The 17,713-nt window shown below is 53.5% G+C and carries 17 protein-coding genes; 3 read left to right on the top strand and 14 right to left on the bottom strand.

From position 1 onward, the window contains the following. Positions 1–5 precede the first annotated feature (5 nt). The 3 genes from C5F53_RS20500 (at position 6) to C5F53_RS09465 (ending at position 2,293) form a co-directional block, all read left to right on the top strand. Positions 6–593: a PEPxxWA-CTERM sorting domain-containing protein gene (locus tag C5F53_RS20500; RefSeq protein ID WP_105261138.1), complete on the top strand. Its 588-nt coding sequence runs from the start codon at positions 6–8 to the stop codon at positions 591–593. A 75-nt stretch (positions 594–668) separates the two neighbouring features. Beyond that, positions 669–1,025, top strand: coding sequence for a helix-turn-helix domain-containing protein (locus C5F53_RS09470; RefSeq protein ID WP_105261137.1), 357 nt, complete (start codon positions 669–671; stop codon positions 1,023–1,025). Beyond that, positions 1,022–2,293 carry a type II toxin-antitoxin system HipA family toxin gene (locus tag C5F53_RS09465; RefSeq protein WP_105261136.1) on the top strand — a complete coding sequence of 424 codons (1,272 nt, stop codon included), beginning with the start codon at positions 1,022–1,024 and terminating at the stop codon, positions 2,291–2,293. Before C5F53_RS09470 ends, C5F53_RS09465 begins: the two co-directional genes overlap by 4 nt. A gap of 78 nt (positions 2,294–2,371) precedes the next feature. Here C5F53_RS09465 and C5F53_RS09460 read toward each other — a convergent pair whose 3' ends face one another. The 14 genes from C5F53_RS09460 to C5F53_RS09395 form a co-directional block, all read right to left on the bottom strand. Next, positions 2,372–2,860, bottom strand: coding sequence for an FxDxF family PEP-CTERM protein (locus C5F53_RS09460; protein ID WP_105261135.1), 489 nt, complete (start codon positions 2,858–2,860; stop codon positions 2,372–2,374). A 99-nt stretch (positions 2,861–2,959) separates the two neighbouring features. Next, entirely contained in the window at positions 2,960–4,396 is a 1,437-nt protein-coding gene (locus tag C5F53_RS09455; RefSeq protein WP_236635322.1) for a phosphomannomutase, read from the bottom strand. Positions 4,397–4,514: 118 nt separating this feature from the next. Next, complete coding sequence (locus C5F53_RS09450) at positions 4,515–5,837, bottom strand: UDP-glucose/GDP-mannose dehydrogenase family protein (protein WP_105261133.1); 1,323 nt, start codon at positions 5,835–5,837, stop codon at positions 4,515–4,517. Between the two features lie 43 nt (positions 5,838–5,880). Continuing rightward, positions 5,881–6,381, bottom strand: coding sequence for a GDP-mannose mannosyl hydrolase (locus C5F53_RS09445; protein WP_105261504.1), 501 nt, complete (start codon positions 6,379–6,381; stop codon positions 5,881–5,883). Further along, entirely contained in the window at positions 6,371–7,129 is a 759-nt protein-coding gene (locus tag C5F53_RS09440; RefSeq protein WP_105261132.1) for a WecB/TagA/CpsF family glycosyltransferase, read from the bottom strand. The genes C5F53_RS09445 and C5F53_RS09440 overlap by 11 nt, the downstream gene beginning before the upstream one ends. After that, complete coding sequence (locus C5F53_RS09435; protein WP_105261131.1) at positions 7,122–8,252, bottom strand: glycosyltransferase family 4 protein; 1,131 nt, start codon at positions 8,250–8,252, stop codon at positions 7,122–7,124. The genes C5F53_RS09440 and C5F53_RS09435 overlap by 8 nt, the downstream gene beginning before the upstream one ends. Beyond that, positions 8,249–8,875, bottom strand: coding sequence for a CatB-related O-acetyltransferase (locus tag C5F53_RS09430; protein WP_105261130.1), 627 nt, complete (start codon positions 8,873–8,875; stop codon positions 8,249–8,251). Before C5F53_RS09430 ends, C5F53_RS09435 begins: the two co-directional genes overlap by 4 nt. 50 nt (positions 8,876–8,925) lie before the next feature. Continuing rightward, entirely contained in the window at positions 8,926–10,185 is a 1,260-nt protein-coding gene (locus tag C5F53_RS09425; RefSeq protein WP_105261129.1) for an EpsG family protein, read from the bottom strand. Continuing rightward, positions 10,182–12,200, bottom strand: a complete 2,019-nt coding sequence (locus tag C5F53_RS09420) for a right-handed parallel beta-helix repeat-containing protein (protein ID WP_161499914.1) — start codon at positions 12,198–12,200, stop codon at positions 10,182–10,184. The genes C5F53_RS09425 and C5F53_RS09420 overlap by 4 nt, the downstream gene beginning before the upstream one ends. Before the next feature lie 101 nt (positions 12,201–12,301). Next, positions 12,302–13,204, bottom strand: a complete 903-nt coding sequence (locus C5F53_RS09415; protein WP_105261127.1) for a glycosyltransferase family 2 protein — start codon at positions 13,202–13,204, stop codon at positions 12,302–12,304. 116 nt (positions 13,205–13,320) lie between these two features. After that, positions 13,321–14,574: a glycosyltransferase family 4 protein gene (locus C5F53_RS09410; protein WP_105261126.1), complete on the bottom strand. Its 1,254-nt coding sequence runs from the start codon at positions 14,572–14,574 to the stop codon at positions 13,321–13,323. A 16-nt stretch (positions 14,575–14,590) separates the two neighbouring features. Then, positions 14,591–15,187 (bottom strand): DapH/DapD/GlmU-related protein, encoded by a 597-nt coding sequence (locus tag C5F53_RS09405; protein WP_105261503.1) that lies wholly within the window; start codon positions 15,185–15,187, stop codon positions 14,591–14,593. Positions 15,188–15,203: 16 nt separating this feature from the next. Continuing rightward, positions 15,204–16,718, bottom strand: coding sequence for a lipopolysaccharide biosynthesis protein (locus C5F53_RS09400; protein ID WP_105261125.1), 1,515 nt, complete (start codon positions 16,716–16,718; stop codon positions 15,204–15,206). A 7-nt stretch (positions 16,719–16,725) separates the two neighbouring features. Continuing rightward, positions 16,726–17,712, bottom strand: coding sequence for a GDP-L-fucose synthase (locus C5F53_RS09395; RefSeq protein ID WP_105261124.1), 987 nt, complete (start codon positions 17,710–17,712; stop codon positions 16,726–16,728). Between the last annotated feature and the right edge of the window lies 1 nt (position 17,713).

Raw genomic sequence — 17,713 nt, 5'->3', positions numbered from 1 at the left:
TTTTGATGTTCAAACCACACTTGGCCTTGAGCCGTAGTTTTGTATTTTTGGGCCTTGGCGTACTCCTGTCGGGTGCTGCTCAAGCCGCAGTGACGTTTGACGATCTGGCAGCCCCAGTGCCGTTTGGCAGCACGTCGTCTTTTACTAGCGGTGGTTTGACGTTTTCCACGACCAGCACTTACACCGTGACCACCGATTTGGGCTATCCAGCCCCTAATCCTGGCAAATTTCTGGCCTACGACAGTGGCGGCACCGTTTCATTTGCGTCGGCTGCCCCCTTCAATTTACTGAGTCTTGACTTGGGTGGCTGGGTCGGATTCGGCTCCAACCCAAGCCCGTTGCGAATCACCGGGCTGCGCGCCGCAGGCCCCGAGGTGTTTGTTGATGTGATGGTCAGTCCCTCTGCATTTTCCAGTTACACCTTCAGCGGGTTTACCAATCTGCAGTCCGTGCGTTTAGGCAGCACCAATGGTTTTTATCTAGGGGTGGACAACATCGAAGTATCCCCGGTACCAGAGCCCACCACGCTGGCCATGCTCTTGGCTGGTTTGGGCTTGGTCGGAGCTACTGTGCGGCGGCGCCAAGGGCTGTAAAACTCAGACCTGCCGACGGCGGGCTAACGTGTTTTATTATGGACAAATTTATTGGTTTTTGTCCATAATAGAAAAATGCCACGCAAACCGCCAGTCATCTTTCCTACAGAACAGAAGTTGCTATCGCAGCTGGGCGAGCGGCTCAAGCTTGCTCGAATGCGGCGTAAGTTGAGCAACACAGTGGTCGCTCAACGGGCAGGTATTTCCCGATCCTCCCTCTACAAAACCGAGGCCGGCGACCCCGGCGCCACCATGGGGACGTACTTGCGTGTGATGGCGGTGCTGGGGCTTGAGACAGACATCAATGCGCTGGCGGACGATGACAAAGTGGGCCGCAAGTTGCAAGACTTGGCGCTCGAAACCCCTGTATCGCCCCCTCGCCGCCGACGCGCGACACCGCCATCGCCGGGCAGTGCTGGGGACACACAGTGAGCGGCCGAGAAAGCAGCCTGGAAGTCTGGCTCGACTGTGACCTCGGCCCGCCGTGCCTAGTGGGCACACTTGCACATGACCGCGGTCAGATTCGTTTTCATTACGAGCGAGCTTGGCTGCGCGATGCGCGAGCCTTTGCTTTGGACCCGGATCTGTCGCTAGACGACGCCCCATTTTTTCCAAAAGCTGAACAGGGTAACTTCGGCATCTTCTTGGATTCATCGCCTGACCGCTGGGGCCAAACGCTGATGAAGCGGCGCGAGGCACTGCAAGCCAAGGACGAAAACCGCCCCCCGCGAACCCAGTACGCCTGGGATTTCCTCATCGGCGTCCAAGACTTCACCCGGCAGGGCGCACTACGTTTCCGCCGTCCTGGCACCGAAGAGTTTTTAGGTAATGAGAAGATGGCCGCTCCACCCATCACAACGCTGCGAGAGCTGGAGGCGGTTGCCTACCAGTTAAGCAGCCGCCGTATTGACGACCTAGATGCCCTGCGCAAGTGGCTTGCGGTGTTGGTGGCGCCCGGCGCCTCACTGGGTGGGGCGCGACCCAAAGCCAACTTTACCGAAGCGGACGGCACTTTGTGGATTGGCAAATTTCCCGCCCGTGATGATGACCGAGACGTCGGTGCATGGGAGCACGTTGTGCATGGCCTGGCCGTGAAGGCCGGAATCCGAGTTCCAGCCGCCAAGGTCATACGCCTGAACAATGAGTTCCATACATTCTGTGTGCAGCGGTTTGACCGTTCCAGCGCTGGGCGATGTTTTTATGCCTCTGCAATGACCTTGCTTCGCAAAGAACAAAGCGAAGGAACCAGCTACGTTGAGTTGGCGCAGTTTCTTCGTGCTGCCGGAGACATTACCTACGTCGACGCGGACCTAGAGCAGCTTTTTCGCAGGGCAGTCTTCAATGTGGCCGTGGGCAACCGGGACGACCATCTCAGAAATCACGGCTTCATACTTGGCACAACCGGCTGGCGGCTCGCACCAGCGTTTGACGTCAATCCCAACATCGACAAGGCAGAACACGTCCTGAACATCGACGATTCGGACAACCGCCCCAGTGTTACATCGGTTCTATCGACCGCGGCCTTTTATGGGCTTTCGCCTGAGTGCGCCGGGCACATCGTTGAGGAAGTCCTTCTTGTGGTCGACGACTGGCAAGACGCAGCCAAAAAAGCGGGAATCGCACGCGCCGACGTGGAACTCACTGCCGGCGCATTCTCGGCACATTTTGAATATCGTTCAAAACCGACCAACTTATCTTAGGGTTCACACATAAAAAAGCCGCATCTCTATAAAGAAATGCGGCTTTTGAATCAGCCCAAGTATCTGTAGCGCTGCTGATTACACAGCGGCGGCTGCGGCCTTGCGGCGGCGGGCAATGGCGCCCATGACACCCAAGCCCGCCAGCAGCATGGCAAAGGTTTCGGGTTCTGGCACGGGGGTGATTTCCAACTGGGCAGTGGCGTAGCCGATATTGCCTGTGCCCACACCTGGAAACACGGTGCCAGACGCGTACAGGCTGTAAGAACCTGCGCCCAGATTGGCAAAGTTGAATGTGTTGCCGAGCTGCGTGCTGCTTAGCACGTTGCCCACATACAGAGACACAGAGCTGAAGGTGATCTTGGGCAGCGGGTAGGCAGAGCCCAGCACGTTGTAGCTGTCCACGTGGGTAGCAAAACCTGTCAGGTTGTAAGCGCCACCCAGCGTAATGTCGGCCAACAGCACATCGGCAAACGAGCCCTGCACCGCAACGGGGAAGGTAATAGCAGCGTTTGCTGCCACGGAGCCCAGTGCCAACACGGCGGTGGCGATTGCAGTTTTGTAGTTCATATGGTGGTCCCTTGGAAATTTGGGGCTGCTTATACAGCCAGCGCCATACTAGGGTTAGCCCTTGCCGCCGTAAATAGTCCGTTCGGCCTTGTTGCTGCCTTAGCCCGCCACCTGCAGCACCCGCAGCAGGCAGGCATCGCACAGCTTGCGGGCGTTTGCGGCCGTGCTCGATTCGGCGTAGCAGCGCAGCTCGGGCGCGTTGCCCGATGGGCGCAGGTGCACGATGTCTCCCGACGCAAAAAACGCGCGCAAGCCATCGGTCTCGTCCAGCGCCTCCAGTGGGCCCGAGTGGGGCGCCAGCAGCTGGCCCAGCAGTGCGGTGTCGTGCTTCAGCCGGGCAATCAGCGCCTGGCTCGCCTGCGTGGCCACGTTTTGCAGCCGGTCGCTCGCGGTAAAGCGCTTGGGCAGCTTGTAGCCCAGCTCCGACATCTTGAGCCCCCGCTCTTTGGCCGCGCACAGCAGCGCCACAATGGGCAGCACCGCGTCCCGCGTGGGCAGCGGCCCCAGGCGCTGGCCGTTGCGCAGCACCTGGCTGCCCAGCAAAAAGCCGCCATTCGCCTCGTACCCCACCACCAGCCCGGCGCCTTGGGCCAGCGCGTCTTCCATGCCCGCAATGACATAGGGCGAGCCAATACGCGTGCGCAGCACCTGGCCAAACGCCTGGCTGCGCTCCAGCGCCGTGTTGCTGCTTACCGGCGTTACCACCGCCTGCGCCTGCAGGTACTGGGCGCACAAAATGCCCACCACATCCCCGCGCAGCCATTCGCCGGTTTCGTCGCCAATCAGCGGGCGGTCGGCATCGCCGTCGGTGGACACCACAGCGTCAAAGTCGTGCACAGCGGCCCACTCCAGCGCCCGCTCCACGTCCTCGTGGCGCACGGCCTCGGTGTCTATGGGTACAAACTCGTCCGACCGGTCCAGCGGCAGCACCTCGGCCCCCAGCCCTTCCAGAATTTCGCGCAGTACATCGCGCCCCACGCTGGAGTGCTCGTACACCGCCACCGTCATGCCCTCTAGCGCCTGCGCGCCAAAGAAATTCACGTAGCGGTCCACATACGCCTGGTGCACCGCAGCCAAGGGCGCGGGCAGCGGGGCGGGCTGCAGGTTTTTGGGCAGGCCCACCAGGTAGCTGAGCATGGCCAGCTCGTCCGCCTTGCTGATCTCACCGTCTTCGCGGTAAAACTTGATGCCGTTGCGGTCAAACGGAATATGGCTGCCGGTGACCACAATGGTGGGCGCACCGGTTTGCGCGCCATACAGCGCCAGCGCCGGGGTGGGCAGGGCGCCGGCGTACACCACCGTCAGCCCCTGGTCGCGTACCGCGGCGGCACAGGCTGCAGCAATGGCCGGGCTGCTGGGGCGCAGGTCGTGGCCCAGCACCACATGGGTGGCTTTGGGGGCCACGGCCAGCAAAAAGGCGGTGGTGTAGGCATGGCACAGCGCGGGTGTCATGTCGGCCACCAGGCCGCGCGCACCGCTGGTGCCAAACGCCACGCCCGACTGGGTGGCTATCTCTTGCAGGGTCATTACATTCATGGGGTACCGATCCTAAAAGCGCCCGCGGCCGCAGTCTATAGTTCCTTTGGTTTTAGTGCCAAATTGGCCTATAGTTCGCGTGGATATTGCGCAAGCAGCTCCTATTTTTATAGCAAATTCACCGGCCAATCGCTTGGTACTCAATACCCATGCTGCGCACCAGCTTCGGGTCGTACAGGTTGCGGCCGTCAAAAATCACCGGCTGCTTCAGCTTGGCCTTGATGGTGTCAAAGTCCGGGCTGCGGAACTCGCGCCACTCCGTCACGATGATCAGCGCATCTGCACCTTCCAGCGCCGCGGTCTGGCTCTCGGCGTAGGTCAGGCGGGCCTCGTTGGGAAAGCAGTGCTGCGCCTCCTTCATCGCCACCGGGTCATACGCCGTGACCGTGGCGCCCGCGTCCAGCAGGTCCTGAATCACATCGCGGCTGGTCGCCTTGCGCATGTCGTCGGTATTGGCTTTAAAGGCCAGGCCCCACAGCGCAAAGTGCTTGCCCTTCAGATCTGCGCCAAAGCGCTTGATCACCTTGCCGCCCAGCACCCGCTTTTGCGCGTCGTTGGCCGCTTCCACCGCCGTCAGCACCTGCAGCGTGATGCCCGCGTCGTCCTGCGCCGTCTTCACCAGCGCCTGCACGTCCTTGGGAAAGCATGAGCCGCCGTAGCCCGCCCCAGCGTACAAAAAGTCGTAGCCAATGCGTGGGTCCGAGCCAATGCCCTTGCGCACGTTTTCAATGTCGGCGCCCAGCTTCTCGGCCAGGTTGGCCAGCTCGTTCATAAAACTGATGCGGGTGGCCAGCATCGCGTTGGCGGCGTACTTGGTCAGCTCCGCACTGCGAATGTCCATCACGATAAGGCGGTCGTGGTTGCGCTGAATGGGAGCGTACAGCGCACGCATGTTCAGCGCGGCCTGCTCGTCCTCGCAGCCCACCACAATGCGGTCGGGCCGCATAAAGTCGTCAATGGCGGCGCCTTCCTTCAAAAACTCGGGGTTGCTCACCACGCTAAAGGGCGTGCTCACACCGCGCTTGGCCAGCTCGTCGGCAATGGCCGCCTTCACCCGGTCCGCCGTGCCCACGGGCACCGTGCTCTTGTCCACCACCACCTTGTAGTCGGTCATGTACTTGCCGATGTTGCGCGCCGCCGCAATCACATACTTCATGTCGGCCGAGCCATCTTCGTCCGGGGGCGTGCCCACCGCGATGAACTGCACCGTGCCAAAGTGCGCCGCCTTCTCCACATCGGTGGTGAAGTGCAGGCGCCCTGCGGCCACATTGCGCTTCACCATCTCTTGCAGGCCGGGTTCATAGATAGGGATGCCCCCGTCTTCCAGAATCTTGATCTTGGACGGGTCTACATCCAGGCACAGCACATCGTTGCCCACATCGGCAAAACAAGCGCCCGACACCAGGCCCACATAGCCGGTTCCAATCACGGTAATTTTCATCACTCACTCCCTCTTAAATTTAAACAAAATAGGTCTCTAGCCCTTATGGAATATGCGCAAGCAGCTTCTCTTTTGATAGCAATATGGCGTCCACATAGTCCTTGGTAAAGCGGTGCACTTCGCTAGACGCCTGTGCCTCTGGCAGCGGCCACCAGCGCAGGGCGCTGTGTTGGGCGTCTGCTGCGGCCAGCTCGGTGCCGGCGGGCAGCTGCACCAGGTTGCCCATCACCACATAGTGGGTAGACACGCCCGCGTCGCCTGCAAAACAGTCGGCATAAAAATGCTCAAACGCACCCATGTGCACCGGCGGCTGGGGCAGGGTGGCCAAGTCTAGCCCCAGCTCGGCCTGCGCTACCCGCGTTAGCGCCGCCTGCATGGGCTCGTTTTTGCGAATGCGCCCGCCCGGCACAAACCAAAAGCCCTGCGCCGGCCGGTTGTTGCGCAGGCCCAGCAAAATCTCGGTGCCGCCGCGCACCACCACCAGGTCCATGGCCACCAGCGGCGCAGCATCCACCACGCCCAAAAACACTTCTTTACTCAGCATGGCGGTGCGTGAGCAGTTGGCGGGCCGCGCCCGCAATGAACAAGGTGTTGGTTACCAAATAACGCTTCCACAAGCGCCGGGGTTCTGACACCAGGCGGTGCAGCCACTCCAGGCCCGCGTTTTGCATCCACAGCGGCGCGCGCTGAATGGTGCCCGCGTGGTAATCAAACGCAGCGCCCACCCCCACCATCACCGCCTGAATGTGCCCGCGGTGCGCCGCCATCCACAGCTCTTGCTTGGGGCAGCCCAGGCTCACCCACACCGTACCCGCGCCCGATTTATTGATGCGCTCCACCACCGCAGCGTCCTCAGCGTCGGTAAGCGCCCGAAACGGCGGCGAGTACGCCCCCGCCACCCGCAGTGCAGGAAAAGCCGCCGCCAGCTTGGCCTGCAGAATGGTCAGCGTGTCTTCTGCACCGCCATACAGGTAGATCGACTCGTTGCGCTGCGCTGCCTCTGCACAGTATTTCCACATCAGGTCCGGCCCGTTGATGCGCTGCTGGCTTGTAAACCCCAGCTTGCGCATCATCCACGCCACCGGGGCACCGTCGGGCGTGGCCATGTCGGCCTGCGCCACCACCGTGCCAAAGGCCGCGTCTTGCCCGGCCGTCACCACCGAATGCGCGTTGCAGATACACACATAACGACTCTCTTGCGCTGCGGCCCAGGCGCCAATGCGCGACAGCGCCGTGGACCAATCCACCGCATCAATAAAGGCGCTCAACACCTTGTGCCCTGTTTTAGCCATGCACTGCCGCCTCAATGCCATCGGCAAACCGCTGCACCATGTTTTCCAGGGTGTAGTGCTCACTGTCGGCCAGGGCGCTGGCCTTCATGCGTGCCAGCCGGTCCGTGTCTTCAATCACGTCCAGCACCGCCTGGCTATAGGCCTGCGGCGTGTCGTCGCCGTACACCCCGTTTTCGCCATCGCGCAGGTAGGCCACTTCTGGCGAATGGCGGGCCGTGCGGGTAGTCATCATCACCATACCCGCGCAAAACGCATCCACAATGTGCAAGCCCACCAGGCCGGGGTTCAACATCACGTCCCCCATGCGGAAGTACAACGCTTTCTCGCGCCCCTTGCGCACTCCCAGCAAATGCATCCATGGCCGGGTGGCGGCAGCCTCCCGCATCTCTGGCATAGACGGACCATCGCCAATCACTACCAATGCAAAGTTGGGCATGCGCTGGCGAATCAAATCGGCAGAGGCCACCAGCAAGCCAAGTTTTTTGTCCGGGTAGAGCGATCCGCAGAACACACCCACAGGTGCGTTGCCTGCAATGCCGAGTTGCTGCTTAGCGGCCAGCACCTCATCGGTGGACCAAGACGCCAGATCAGCCTTGAAGCTGCTGGTGTCTATGGCGTTGTCCAGGCAAGTGATTTGTGCAGCGGGGTAGCCCGCTTTGGTCAGAATATCTACCGTCATCCCGGTGTAGGCAAACCACCAGTCCACACGCCGGAGCAAAAAATTCTTCCACTGCTCGCGCAAGCCTGCGGGAGCATCGCTTTGAAAGTTTTTGCCATGGCCCCAGTACCCCACCTTGCGCGCAGACCACAGGCGGCTCAGCAGCAGCGGGTAGTTGGACAAAATGCGGCTTTCTTGCATCACGACCACCAGATCGGCGTCTTTGAGCTGTTTGGGGAAAGGTTGCCAAATGATGTCCCGCTCACCCAGCTCCCAGACCGTGTTCACAACCTTGCGCGCCCAAGCCAAAGTACCTTCGTCCTTTTTTATCGACTCGCGACGAGAGGCTTGTCCGTGCACCAGTTCGATCTGTATCCCTTTGGCCGCACCGGCGGTGCGCAGTTGCTCGAAGAGCTTGGTGCGGTAGTGCAGCAAACGATGCTGAAGAATGACAACTTTTTTCATGGTCTATCTGTTGGTGTGGCCGCTGGTTCAATCACACAGTGGTCGTAACCTCGCTCCGAAAAGGCAAAGCGCCCGCTAAGAATCGCAGCCTCGTGTCGAGCAATGGTTTGCTCGTCAGCAAATCGCAGGGCGACCACCTTGGCAGGCACCCCCGCGGCAATTGAATAGGGTGGAATGTCCTTGGTGACCACGCTGCCCGCAGCAACAACCGAGCCACGACCAATGGTGACGCCTGTCAAAACCACCGCACCAAAACCAAGCCACACGTCCGATTCGATGACGGCCTTGTCCTCTCTGTGTGGGCTGGGGAATCGCTTGCTCCCAATCCACGGTGCATATCGCATTGGAAAACCAACCGCCGTGTAGTCGTGGTCGTTCCTGCCAATGATGGCGACGCGATTGGCAAGCAGACAGTAGTCGCCGATTTCGCAGTTGGCTTCAATATGTACCTGCTTGCCGATATAGACATGGGAGCCAATTTCTATTGAATCAGGTGCCCAAAGTCTAGTGCCTATACCGATATGAATGTTTTTACCAAAGGTCAAGAATTCGCTTTTATTCATAACCAAAGCCATGGTCTGAATTCTTCGAGAAAATGCAATTAATAGAGAAATAATTTTCATCGCTTAGATACTGAATATGAAGTTAACACAGGTGTTTTAAATATTCTTTTTCAAAAAAATGCAAAAGGCCTCAGTAGGTGTGCCGTGAAGCCGCCAAAATAATAAAATGGAGAAGTAAGAAGACGCGCTTCTATGTAAGCAAATGCCAGAATCAATGCTGGCAAGCCCATCAGCAGCGCATTGCGTAATTTTAAAATGGCAATCATAAGAAGAATCAAAATGGCGACACGAAAGAAATCCATGTAAAAATACATTCGCAACAATAGTAGTGGCGCTGGCGCTACTGCGATGATAAATGTCACGTAGGCTGTTAGCGAAGCAATGAGTATTTGCGTGAATTCTTTTAGATCATTTAAATTTTTGCGGAAAAAAAGAAGTACACCAATTAGTAAGGTATCTAACAAATAAATTGAGACTGAAATACGGCCATCATTTTGTTGGGATATATAGTAGTTTTCACCACTTGGTGACAATATTAACCCCCCCCCAAGTACACCACCGCACAGCACAGTTAACGGTAGCCAATGCTTTATTGGCATACGAATTTTTATGACGCACCATGCAGAGAAAATAATACAAAGCGCAGGAAACGCTGCAGAGTTGTGTGTAAGTAATGCAAGTCCAACAAAGAGCCAGCCTGTTTTCTTATCTTTTGCCCACAGCATGGCGAGGCCCATAAAAAGAAATGATGCAGCGATTTCTTGTCTGACCAATTGCGCAGTTAATGTAAAAGTGATGCCTACAGAAAGTGGAATCCAAGTAAGCAATACGGCTTCAAATGGTGATTTGATACGGCCCTGCGCTAGCTTAGCTATACCAACGGCTACGCTACCGTAAATTATTGAAGTAACAACCAGCGCCAAGACAGAAACGGAGCCAAGCGAAATACGCGAAACCATGGCAGAGATCGTGTGATAAACGGGCTCACTTGATTTAATGGTCATGCCATTAAAGATATGCCCTAAATAGCTAGTGAGCGGCATTTCCTCAAGCCAGCGGTAGTGGGTGGTGTACCAGAGCCAATCATTCATTGGCACTTTTTCCATATTCATCCAACCAAAAATGAATATGACATTAACTGCAGATATTGCGATGGTTGCGCTAGGGTTTTTTGGTAAAAATGCCATAAGCATCAACCATAGGAACAAAAATAGTGCAGGTAGATATAAACTAAAAATGACGCTACCGATTAATACTGTCGCAGTTAATGCTGTTGTAGCTATCTTTTTTAAAATAGATGTATTAAATACTTTTGAACTAAGAATTTTTCCCGTGATTGTGGTGACTGATTTGTAGTAAGCCGTGTTCATGGAATATCCTTGGTGGCTTCACGCGGAGTAACACTCTCGGAGCTGCTGGTAAGCTTGGCTCGAAGCAGCAGGAATTCTTGTGGTGTGAGTGATTTCGTTCTATCTTCTAAACCAATAGGTTGTGCGATATACGTTGTGCCAATTTTTATTGCACCTTGAGCTGGCTGTTTTATGGTGTATGACGTAATGCATTCCGTAAAAATATTGTCGTTAGCAACATTGTTGCCGGCATGTCCTAAAGCCTGTGTACCGTTAGCCAATAAATCCGGGTAGCGAGCTGTGTACTCAGGCCCCGCACCGTTTACATCGATAAAGCTTTTGCGCAAACTAGGGTTTGCCAGTGCTCCCCGGAGCTCGATTTCCCGGGTACCTCTTGAATCAAGATAAATACCATCACTGCAACCCAGAAATACATTTCCCTCCACCTTATTGTCACGTCCCCCACCAATCATTACGCCTCTATGGCTGTTTATGATTAGATTTTCTTTGACAATGATTCCGCTGGCTTGGTCGTCCAAATATATTGCGTTTGCACCGTACTTGCTTTTAGGCATGCCCAAGTTGCGTAAAAAATTGCCACGAATAATCGTTCCACGTTCGGTCCAGTCTTGTCCTGTGTAGATTGCTCCGGCGTCATCTGTTTCCAGCACAAAACGCTCAATCAAGTTGCCTTCGATGAGGTGGTCATTTCCATGGAAAAGTATGGCCGCATGCGGGCCATCGCTGAGTCGGCAGTTGGAAACTTCGTTTCCAACGCCTGCAATCCCAACGGCTACTTTGTAGGATTTACTCAGACGTCCAACTCTTTCGACAGTGCAATTTCGAACGGCCACGCGCCCAGGACTCAAGGTGATGCGATTGCCTCCACTTATGGAAACTCCGCCGGCACCAGTGTCAGCGACAGAAAGATCATTGGCGACAACGTTTCTGCCATTCAAACGTATTCCAACCCCTCCACTATTGCGTATGTGGATCCCTTTTAGGGCGATATCCAAGCCTTCATCCACTCTGATAGCGTTGTCCCGGAAGCTCGTAAATCCAATATCTTTGACGAGTACATTCCAGACTTTATTGAAGACAATACCTTCCAGTGATTTGGAAACTTCAAAGTTAGTGCTTGCCTGATTGGCTTCTGGGAGCACATATATAGATTGACTTTCGGGGTCATAGGCCCATTCACCCGGGGTGTCGATATCGCTAAGTGCATTTTCAAACCAAACCCGCTGACCTATCTTGACGCCGTAGCTAGGCAAATTCTGCAAAAACCGAACCCCTGACACATCGATAGCGCCTGCCCTGAGTGTCTCGTCTGCCCAATCGTGTGCAAAGTAGCCGCCCAGCATCAAAGCAGGCTCGGTGGCATAACGGCGAACATCCTGTCCGCGTACAGTGAACCTTACGCCCCCAAGTTCTTCAACAGTTGCAACCGCTCCAAAGCCAGTGTTTGGCCAGCGAGACCGTGGCAATCGATTTCCATTGGAAAATAATTCGAAGTCAGGCAAAACAGATTTGCCAAATCGGTATTCGGACAGTTTCTCTGGGGGCGTGATACCAAGATTTTTGAGTGAGATTCCTACAACGCCTTGTTGCAGTTTTTTATTAGCTCTGTCACCTTCTGGCAGTGTCGCCGTCGGTGCCGTCACCGCACCAGAAACGACGGTTTTGCTGGCGCCAAGTCCTTCAATTGTCAGCTGCCGTCCGCCGCTTCTCCATGCCGTTGCGTCTATGACGATAGGGCTTGCTAGCCTGTGTAGGCCTTCACCAAGACGCACCAATACATCTTCCGAAGCATGTCCCTGCGCATCGCGTTTCACGTTCTTGCGAAGCCAGTCGGGGAGTGCACTCAGAGGAATACACGCTGAGAGTGCAGTTGCAACTGGCTCGGGAGTGATACAAATCTCTTGAGCTGACCATGCTTTGCTCGCCGTAGCAAGCACAGATGCAAATATCGCTATCGAAGCGGCTTTTCGAAGCTCGCTCGCAAGCCCTGCATTGATGTAGCTCGGGTTGGGCATGCTTGTCCGCATCGTTGTATTTTCGATTTGGGCTGCATCCTCGTTAGATGCAACGCTATGGCGAGTTGAAAAGCGAGTCATCTTTATTCCGCAAGTGGCCACTATTTTGTTGACCGACTTTTATAAAAACCGAGGACGAGGCTTAGGTACGGCCAGACAAAGTAGAGTGGCCATACGGGGCCAGCATGCCGACTTGTAAGCGCCAGCCAAGAGCGCCAAGGCAAACCTTTGCGATGCATCATGAGTGTCCAGCGGCGTCGCAATGGCAAGCTGGAATCCATATACGTACCAACTAATGAGTTATTGCTGCACGTTCCGTAGATACCGGGCGCCACCCAAACTGATGCACCGAGTTTGTTCGCCCGTAATGCGTAGTCTGTGTCTCCCATGGCGTGCTCAAACACTGGATCTAAGTTGCCCACCACTTCCACAGCCTGTTTAGACAAAAGAACCAAGTTGCCATTCATTGCATCACAACGCTGGGCTACATTCGTGGGCTGCATACGCGCGAAGCGCATACGTTTCAAGCCTGCGAGCCGAATACATCCACCATAGGTCAAGGCGCCTGTGCTTTCATCGACGGTGCTGCCTACCACCACAACCGGCTTGCCGACAGCCGCGCGCAATTGCTGCTCTGTCTCAATAAGCCTTGCGAGCGCATTCGGCTGCAGCATGGTGTCGTCGTTAAGCCATACATAGAGGTCGGGGTTGGATCGTTGGGCAATCTCAAACGCCTGGTGCATACCACGGCACCAGTACAAACTTTCTGCAGAGCGTTCAACGCGCACCCAAGGGTACTTCTCAGTCAAGGCCTCTGCTGTGCCGTCGGAGCTTCCGTCGTCTACTACTACTGCTGTTAAATCAATACCAGAAGGCAGTACGTTAGCTTGGAGTGCAGCAAAACAAGCGAGAGTTTTTTCCTTGCGATTAAAGCAGGTCAGTAGTATGCAGACACGTTGTTTAGCTACTTGCGGAAAATTAGTGCTTTGCAATATCTTTGACATATAAATTTATGAAGTCACTTATGAGCAAGCGCGATGTTGTTAGTAACTAGCGATTGATTTTTTTTTGAATGCATACTTGTTGCATCGATATATTTACAACCTGCAGCAGGTTGCTGTCATTCCACAACCCCTTTGGTGGCCGAGTTCGTGTGATCCGTTGGCCAAGCTGATATTGCAGCTTTATAAATTGCAAAAAATTCGTTAGTGACTGCGGTTGTCGTGAAACGATTTTTTATGGAATCGATTCCACTGCTGGAAGATGCTGCATATCTTTGTGCAGATAGCGCTTCAACTAGTGCTGCAGCTATATCGTCAGAATCCCTGATGTTGCATAGCATGCCGCTGTCTCCAACCACCCAGGGGACAGCACCGCTAGCGTTACCCGCCACAACTGGTAGTCCCATTGCCATCGCCTCGGCAATCACCATGCCAAACGACTCTTCGATGGATGTGTGCAGAAGGAGGTCATGTCTTGCTAATTCTTTTAATAGCTGTTTGTGCTGCACTGCGCCGTGAAAATGCATGCCATTTTCAATACCTTTGGCTTTGCACCAAGTCTCCGCAGTTTGATTGGGACCAAAGTCGTTGCCATACAGGTGCATTGTTGCGCCGGGCATCTTTATCTTCAGTTTGGTGAATGCAAGTAGACCCGGTTCAGGATTCTTCCGCGCATCCCATCCATTGCAAACCATCACGATGGTTGGGCGGTTATTGGACTGTCTGCGCTCGGCAAGCGCGAGCGCACAATCGTCAACTGGATTTGGTATGACTTGAACTTTGCATCTAGTTATGGGTTGAATCTTGTCTCTAAGATACGGTGAGACAGTAGTCACGTAATTTGCTCTTCTAAGCACATTTTTAGCAATTAATGTGCGAAGCCATCGGTATGCACAAATAGTTAATTTTTCACTATTAGAGATTCTTGCAATATCGAATGGAGAGTCATGACTGGTAATTACATGAGGATATTTCACTGAAATTGCTGCGGCACCAAATTCATACGCCCAATGGGCATGTACCACATCAGGTTTCGCTTCATTTATTGCGGCAATAAGTAGACGTTTTTCAAGAGCAAAGAGATCAACTATTCGACCTGGCATAAAACGATTGGGCGCCCATGCTCGCGGGCGCATCACACAATAACTTATCGAAAAATTGGGTCCATATGCTTTGACGAACCCTTTTTCATCTAGTGCGATGTCTTTAGATAAGGTAATAGCAGAAACCGTATGTCCTCTTTCTATCAAACTCCCAATCAGTGAAGCAAGTAGAGGTGCGCCCGAATAGCCAACAGGTAGTTTTTCATGAGATCCATTTAAATATTGTTGAATATCATTCGTGGCTATTGGTCCGACAATCGCAATGTGCATAAAAATACAGCCCTAATTAGTCTAGTAGCTTTATAACTCTGGCCGGGTTGCCTGCGACTACGCAATTTGATGGAATGCTTTTTGTGACAACCGATCCGGCGCCGATAACAGAATTTTCACCAATGGTTACTCCTTTTAATATGATGGAGTTTGCGCCAATGAATACGTTATCTCCTATTTCGACGGGCGATGATGCTATCGCATCTTGGTTCGTCGTGTAACGCCTTTCCTTTGAGCGCGAAGGATGAAAGTCAGAGTCGGATATTGTTACATTGGCTCCAATTAAACATCTGTGTCCGATTTTCACAGATAACGCTGAGCAAATGCTGCCGCCGCTGATGCCTGTATGGTCACCTATAACAATACAGGCTCCCTCTCGTAGCGTGCGAATAACTGTTGGATGATTGACCCCTAGCGCTGTGTAAAAGGATGATGAACAAATAGTACTTGCATTGCCGATTTGAATAACACTATTTTTGAATAAAGAGATTATGGGTTTTCCATAGAACTTGATATTCACTCCTAGTAATACACCTGAATAGCGCAAAGTTGGGGCGATTGTTGCAATCCACCATATTTGCTTCGCATAAGTTGGGAACTTGTTAACGCGCATTAACTTTCTAAATATGCTATTTAGCATTGTTGTCGCTTGTTGGGTTAATAAATTTATGCAGTATTTTCAGGAGATTCGATCTGTTTCTATTGTTCGTAATCGTATTCATAAATTCATCTCCAATTAAAGAGCGTGGGTACGTCCTTAAAATGAATAGGCTGCTAATTAGCAAAATGGTGAGTTTAATTATCTCTTTGAACCAACTCGACTCTAGTTGAAGTGTTAGGGTGTGGTTTATTATGGTTTCTATGAAAATAACCATGCATGTCATGATCGCTCCACCCTTTGACGCTTGAATTAAACTTTTCGTACTTAACTTTAAATGCTGATAAAGAACTGAATAAACTAATCCAAAGCGGATGAAGTAGATTACTGGAATGATCCAAACTGCCACATTAAGTGGATATGACTTAAGAAAAAATAATCCAGATAACAAAAATATTGCTGAAATTAGTTGAGGTTTGAATTCGCTTTCGGGCCTGCCTATGGCCCATAGTAGAGGTCCAGTTATCGATAGGAGAACATAGAAAGGGATTGCAATGCAAAATGCTGCAAAAAGTGGTCCAGCATCTAGCCACTTATCGCCATAAAGTAAATTAATGATTAGATTGGCTTTGAAGGCAAGAAAAGTGGCTAGAGGAAACGTAAGGAGGCTAGTGGCTGTAAGCAGTAAGTTGTAGCCCTTACGAACTTGATTTGGATTTTCTTGAGCTCGCGATGCGGATGAAAAAGTCACTGCTTGTAGTGAATTCACTAGCAGTGATACAGGCACTCTAGACAAATTTGCTGCTGCTGAGTAATTGCCTAGCGCGGTGATTCCCCACTGGCGGCCAATGAAAAAACGGTCAAGGCTTTCTATAGACCAGTTAGCGACATTGGTTGCTAAAACTCCAAAGCCAAATTTTCGCAATGAAGAATCGCCATGAAGTGTTGGTTTCAAGCTGTGGCGAACGATACTGTAGCCAGCTATTAAGGTGATAAGTGTTTGCGCTAAAAAACCAATGACCAGACTCCATACGCCAAGACCTAAGAGAGCTAAGCCAATGGCAATTACGCCAAATCCAATTACATAGGCAGTTAACTGAATAATTTGGTTGCGCTTCATGTCCAGATTTCTGCGCAGAATCGAAGCACTTATATTCGAAAGCGCCTGCAGCGAAACTATTGGGCCGCAGGCCATTATTGGCCAAGTCAGGCTAGCGTCACCCATGGCACGCGCAATCCATGGAGCCAAAAATACTATCGAGGTGCAGGTTGCAGTTGATAGTAAAAGTACCCATCCAAGTACATAAGAAACATCTTTGTCTTGAATTTCTTTCTTTTGCACTAATGCTGCCCCAAAACCACTGTCAGCTAGGAGCCATCCAATCCCGATAACTATAAGTACTGCGGCATATTGTCCGAAGACGACTGGCCCTAGCATTCGTGCCAGAAATACTTGAATAACGAGTTGAGCTGCAATTTTTCCTGCAGCACCGAAATAGCTCCAGAGAACTGCATGCACACTTCGGCGCGCCAAGTCATGTTGCATGAATTCTCTAAGTTGGAGTGGTATCTGTCTGGAAGTCTTGGTAGGCAACTTTCAATCCAGCCTCAAGGCTGGTGGGCGCTTTCCAACCCATGCTGTTAAGCCGGGTTACGTCCATAAGTTTGCGTGGTGTGCCGTCGGGTTTGGTGCTGTCAAAGACGATGCCACCGTCGTAACCCACAACAGCTTGAACCGTTTGCGCCAGCTCTTTGATGGTGACGTCGTTGCCCACTCCAATGTTGATAAGCGGGGGCTCAAATTTCCCAGACTTCGATTCGTCACTGCCCAGCAAGTGCTCGTACTGGTCATCGGGGAGTTGCATCAGGTAAACGCAGGCATCTGCCATGTCGCTGCTGTACAAAAATTCGCGCTTGGGGGTGCCGGTACCCCATACCGTGACGGTGGGGACGCCGCTGACTTTGGCTTCGTGAAACTTGCGGATCAGTGCAGGGATGACGTGGCTGTTGTCGGGGTGGTAGTTGTCGCCCGGGCCGTACAGGTTGGTAGGCATGGCGGCCAGGTACTTGGTGCCGTACTGGCGGTTGTAGCTCCAGCACATTTCCACGCCTGCAATCTTGGCCAATGCATAGGGCCGGTTGGTGGGCTCCAGCGGGCCGGTGAGCAGGTGCTCTTCCTTCATGGGCTGGGGGGCCAGCTTGGGGTAGATGCAGCTAGAGCCCAAAAACAGCAGGCGCTTGACCTGGTTCACATAGGCGGCGTGGATGATGTTGCTTTGGATGAGCAGGTTGTCGCGGATGAACTCGGCCGGGTAGATGTTGTTGGCCAAAATGCCACCCACCTTTGCTGCAGCCAAAAACACGTAGTCTGGCTTTTCTGCTGCAAAGAAGGCTGCGGTGGCGGTTTGGTTGGTCAGGTCCAACTCTGCGTGCGTGCGCAGCAGCAGGTTGGTGTAGCCCGCTGCTTGCAGGTTTTGCACAATGGCAGAGCCCACCAGGCCGCGGTGGCCCGCCACGTAGATTTTTGCGTTCTTGTCCATA

It is taken from the genome of Rhodoferax sp. TS-BS-61-7 (assembly GCF_002943465.1).
Classification (GTDB): Bacteria; Pseudomonadota; Gammaproteobacteria; order Burkholderiales; family Burkholderiaceae_C; genus Allorhodoferax.
Note: the sequence above shows the minus strand (reverse complement) of the source record. Positions and strands in the feature narration are given on the sequence as shown.

Excerpts from the sequence above, each read along its gene's own strand:
- C5F53_RS20500 (WP_105261138.1), top strand. The coding sequence starts at position 6 with ATGTTCAAACCACACTTGGCCTTGAGCCGTAGTTTTGTATTTTTGGGC.
- C5F53_RS09470 (WP_105261137.1), top strand. The coding sequence starts at position 669 with ATGCCACGCAAACCGCCAGTCATCTTTCCTACAGAACAGAAGTTGCTA.
- C5F53_RS09460 (WP_105261135.1), bottom strand. The coding sequence starts at position 2,860 with ATGAACTACAAAACTGCAATCGCCACCGCCGTGTTGGCACTGGGCTCC.
- C5F53_RS09455 (WP_236635322.1), bottom strand. The coding sequence starts at position 4,396 with ATGAATGTAATGACCCTGCAAGAGATAGCCACCCAGTCGGGCGTGGCG.
- C5F53_RS09450 (WP_105261133.1), bottom strand. The coding sequence starts at position 5,837 with ATGAAAATTACCGTGATTGGAACCGGCTATGTGGGCCTGGTGTCGGGC.
- C5F53_RS09445 (WP_105261504.1), bottom strand. The coding sequence starts at position 6,381 with ATGCTGAGTAAAGAAGTGTTTTTGGGCGTGGTGGATGCTGCGCCGCTG.
- C5F53_RS09440 (WP_105261132.1), bottom strand. The coding sequence starts at position 7,129 with ATGGCTAAAACAGGGCACAAGGTGTTGAGCGCCTTTATTGATGCGGTG.
- C5F53_RS09435 (WP_105261131.1), bottom strand. The coding sequence starts at position 8,252 with ATGAAAAAAGTTGTCATTCTTCAGCATCGTTTGCTGCACTACCGCACC.
- C5F53_RS09430 (WP_105261130.1), bottom strand. The coding sequence starts at position 8,875 with ATGAAAATTATTTCTCTATTAATTGCATTTTCTCGAAGAATTCAGACC.
- C5F53_RS09425 (WP_105261129.1), bottom strand. The coding sequence starts at position 10,185 with ATGAACACGGCTTACTACAAATCAGTCACCACAATCACGGGAAAAATT.
- C5F53_RS09420 (WP_161499914.1), bottom strand. The coding sequence starts at position 12,200 with ATGCCCAACCCGAGCTACATCAATGCAGGGCTTGCGAGCGAGCTTCGA.
- C5F53_RS09415 (WP_105261127.1), bottom strand. The coding sequence starts at position 13,204 with ATGTCAAAGATATTGCAAAGCACTAATTTTCCGCAAGTAGCTAAACAA.
- C5F53_RS09410 (WP_105261126.1), bottom strand. The coding sequence starts at position 14,574 with ATGCACATTGCGATTGTCGGACCAATAGCCACGAATGATATTCAACAA.
- C5F53_RS09405 (WP_105261503.1), bottom strand. The coding sequence starts at position 15,187 with ATGCGCGTTAACAAGTTCCCAACTTATGCGAAGCAAATATGGTGGATT.
- C5F53_RS09400 (WP_105261125.1), bottom strand. The coding sequence starts at position 16,718 with ATGCAACATGACTTGGCGCGCCGAAGTGTGCATGCAGTTCTCTGGAGC.
- C5F53_RS09395 (WP_105261124.1), bottom strand. The coding sequence starts at position 17,712 with ATGGACAAGAACGCAAAAATCTACGTGGCGGGCCACCGCGGCCTGGTG.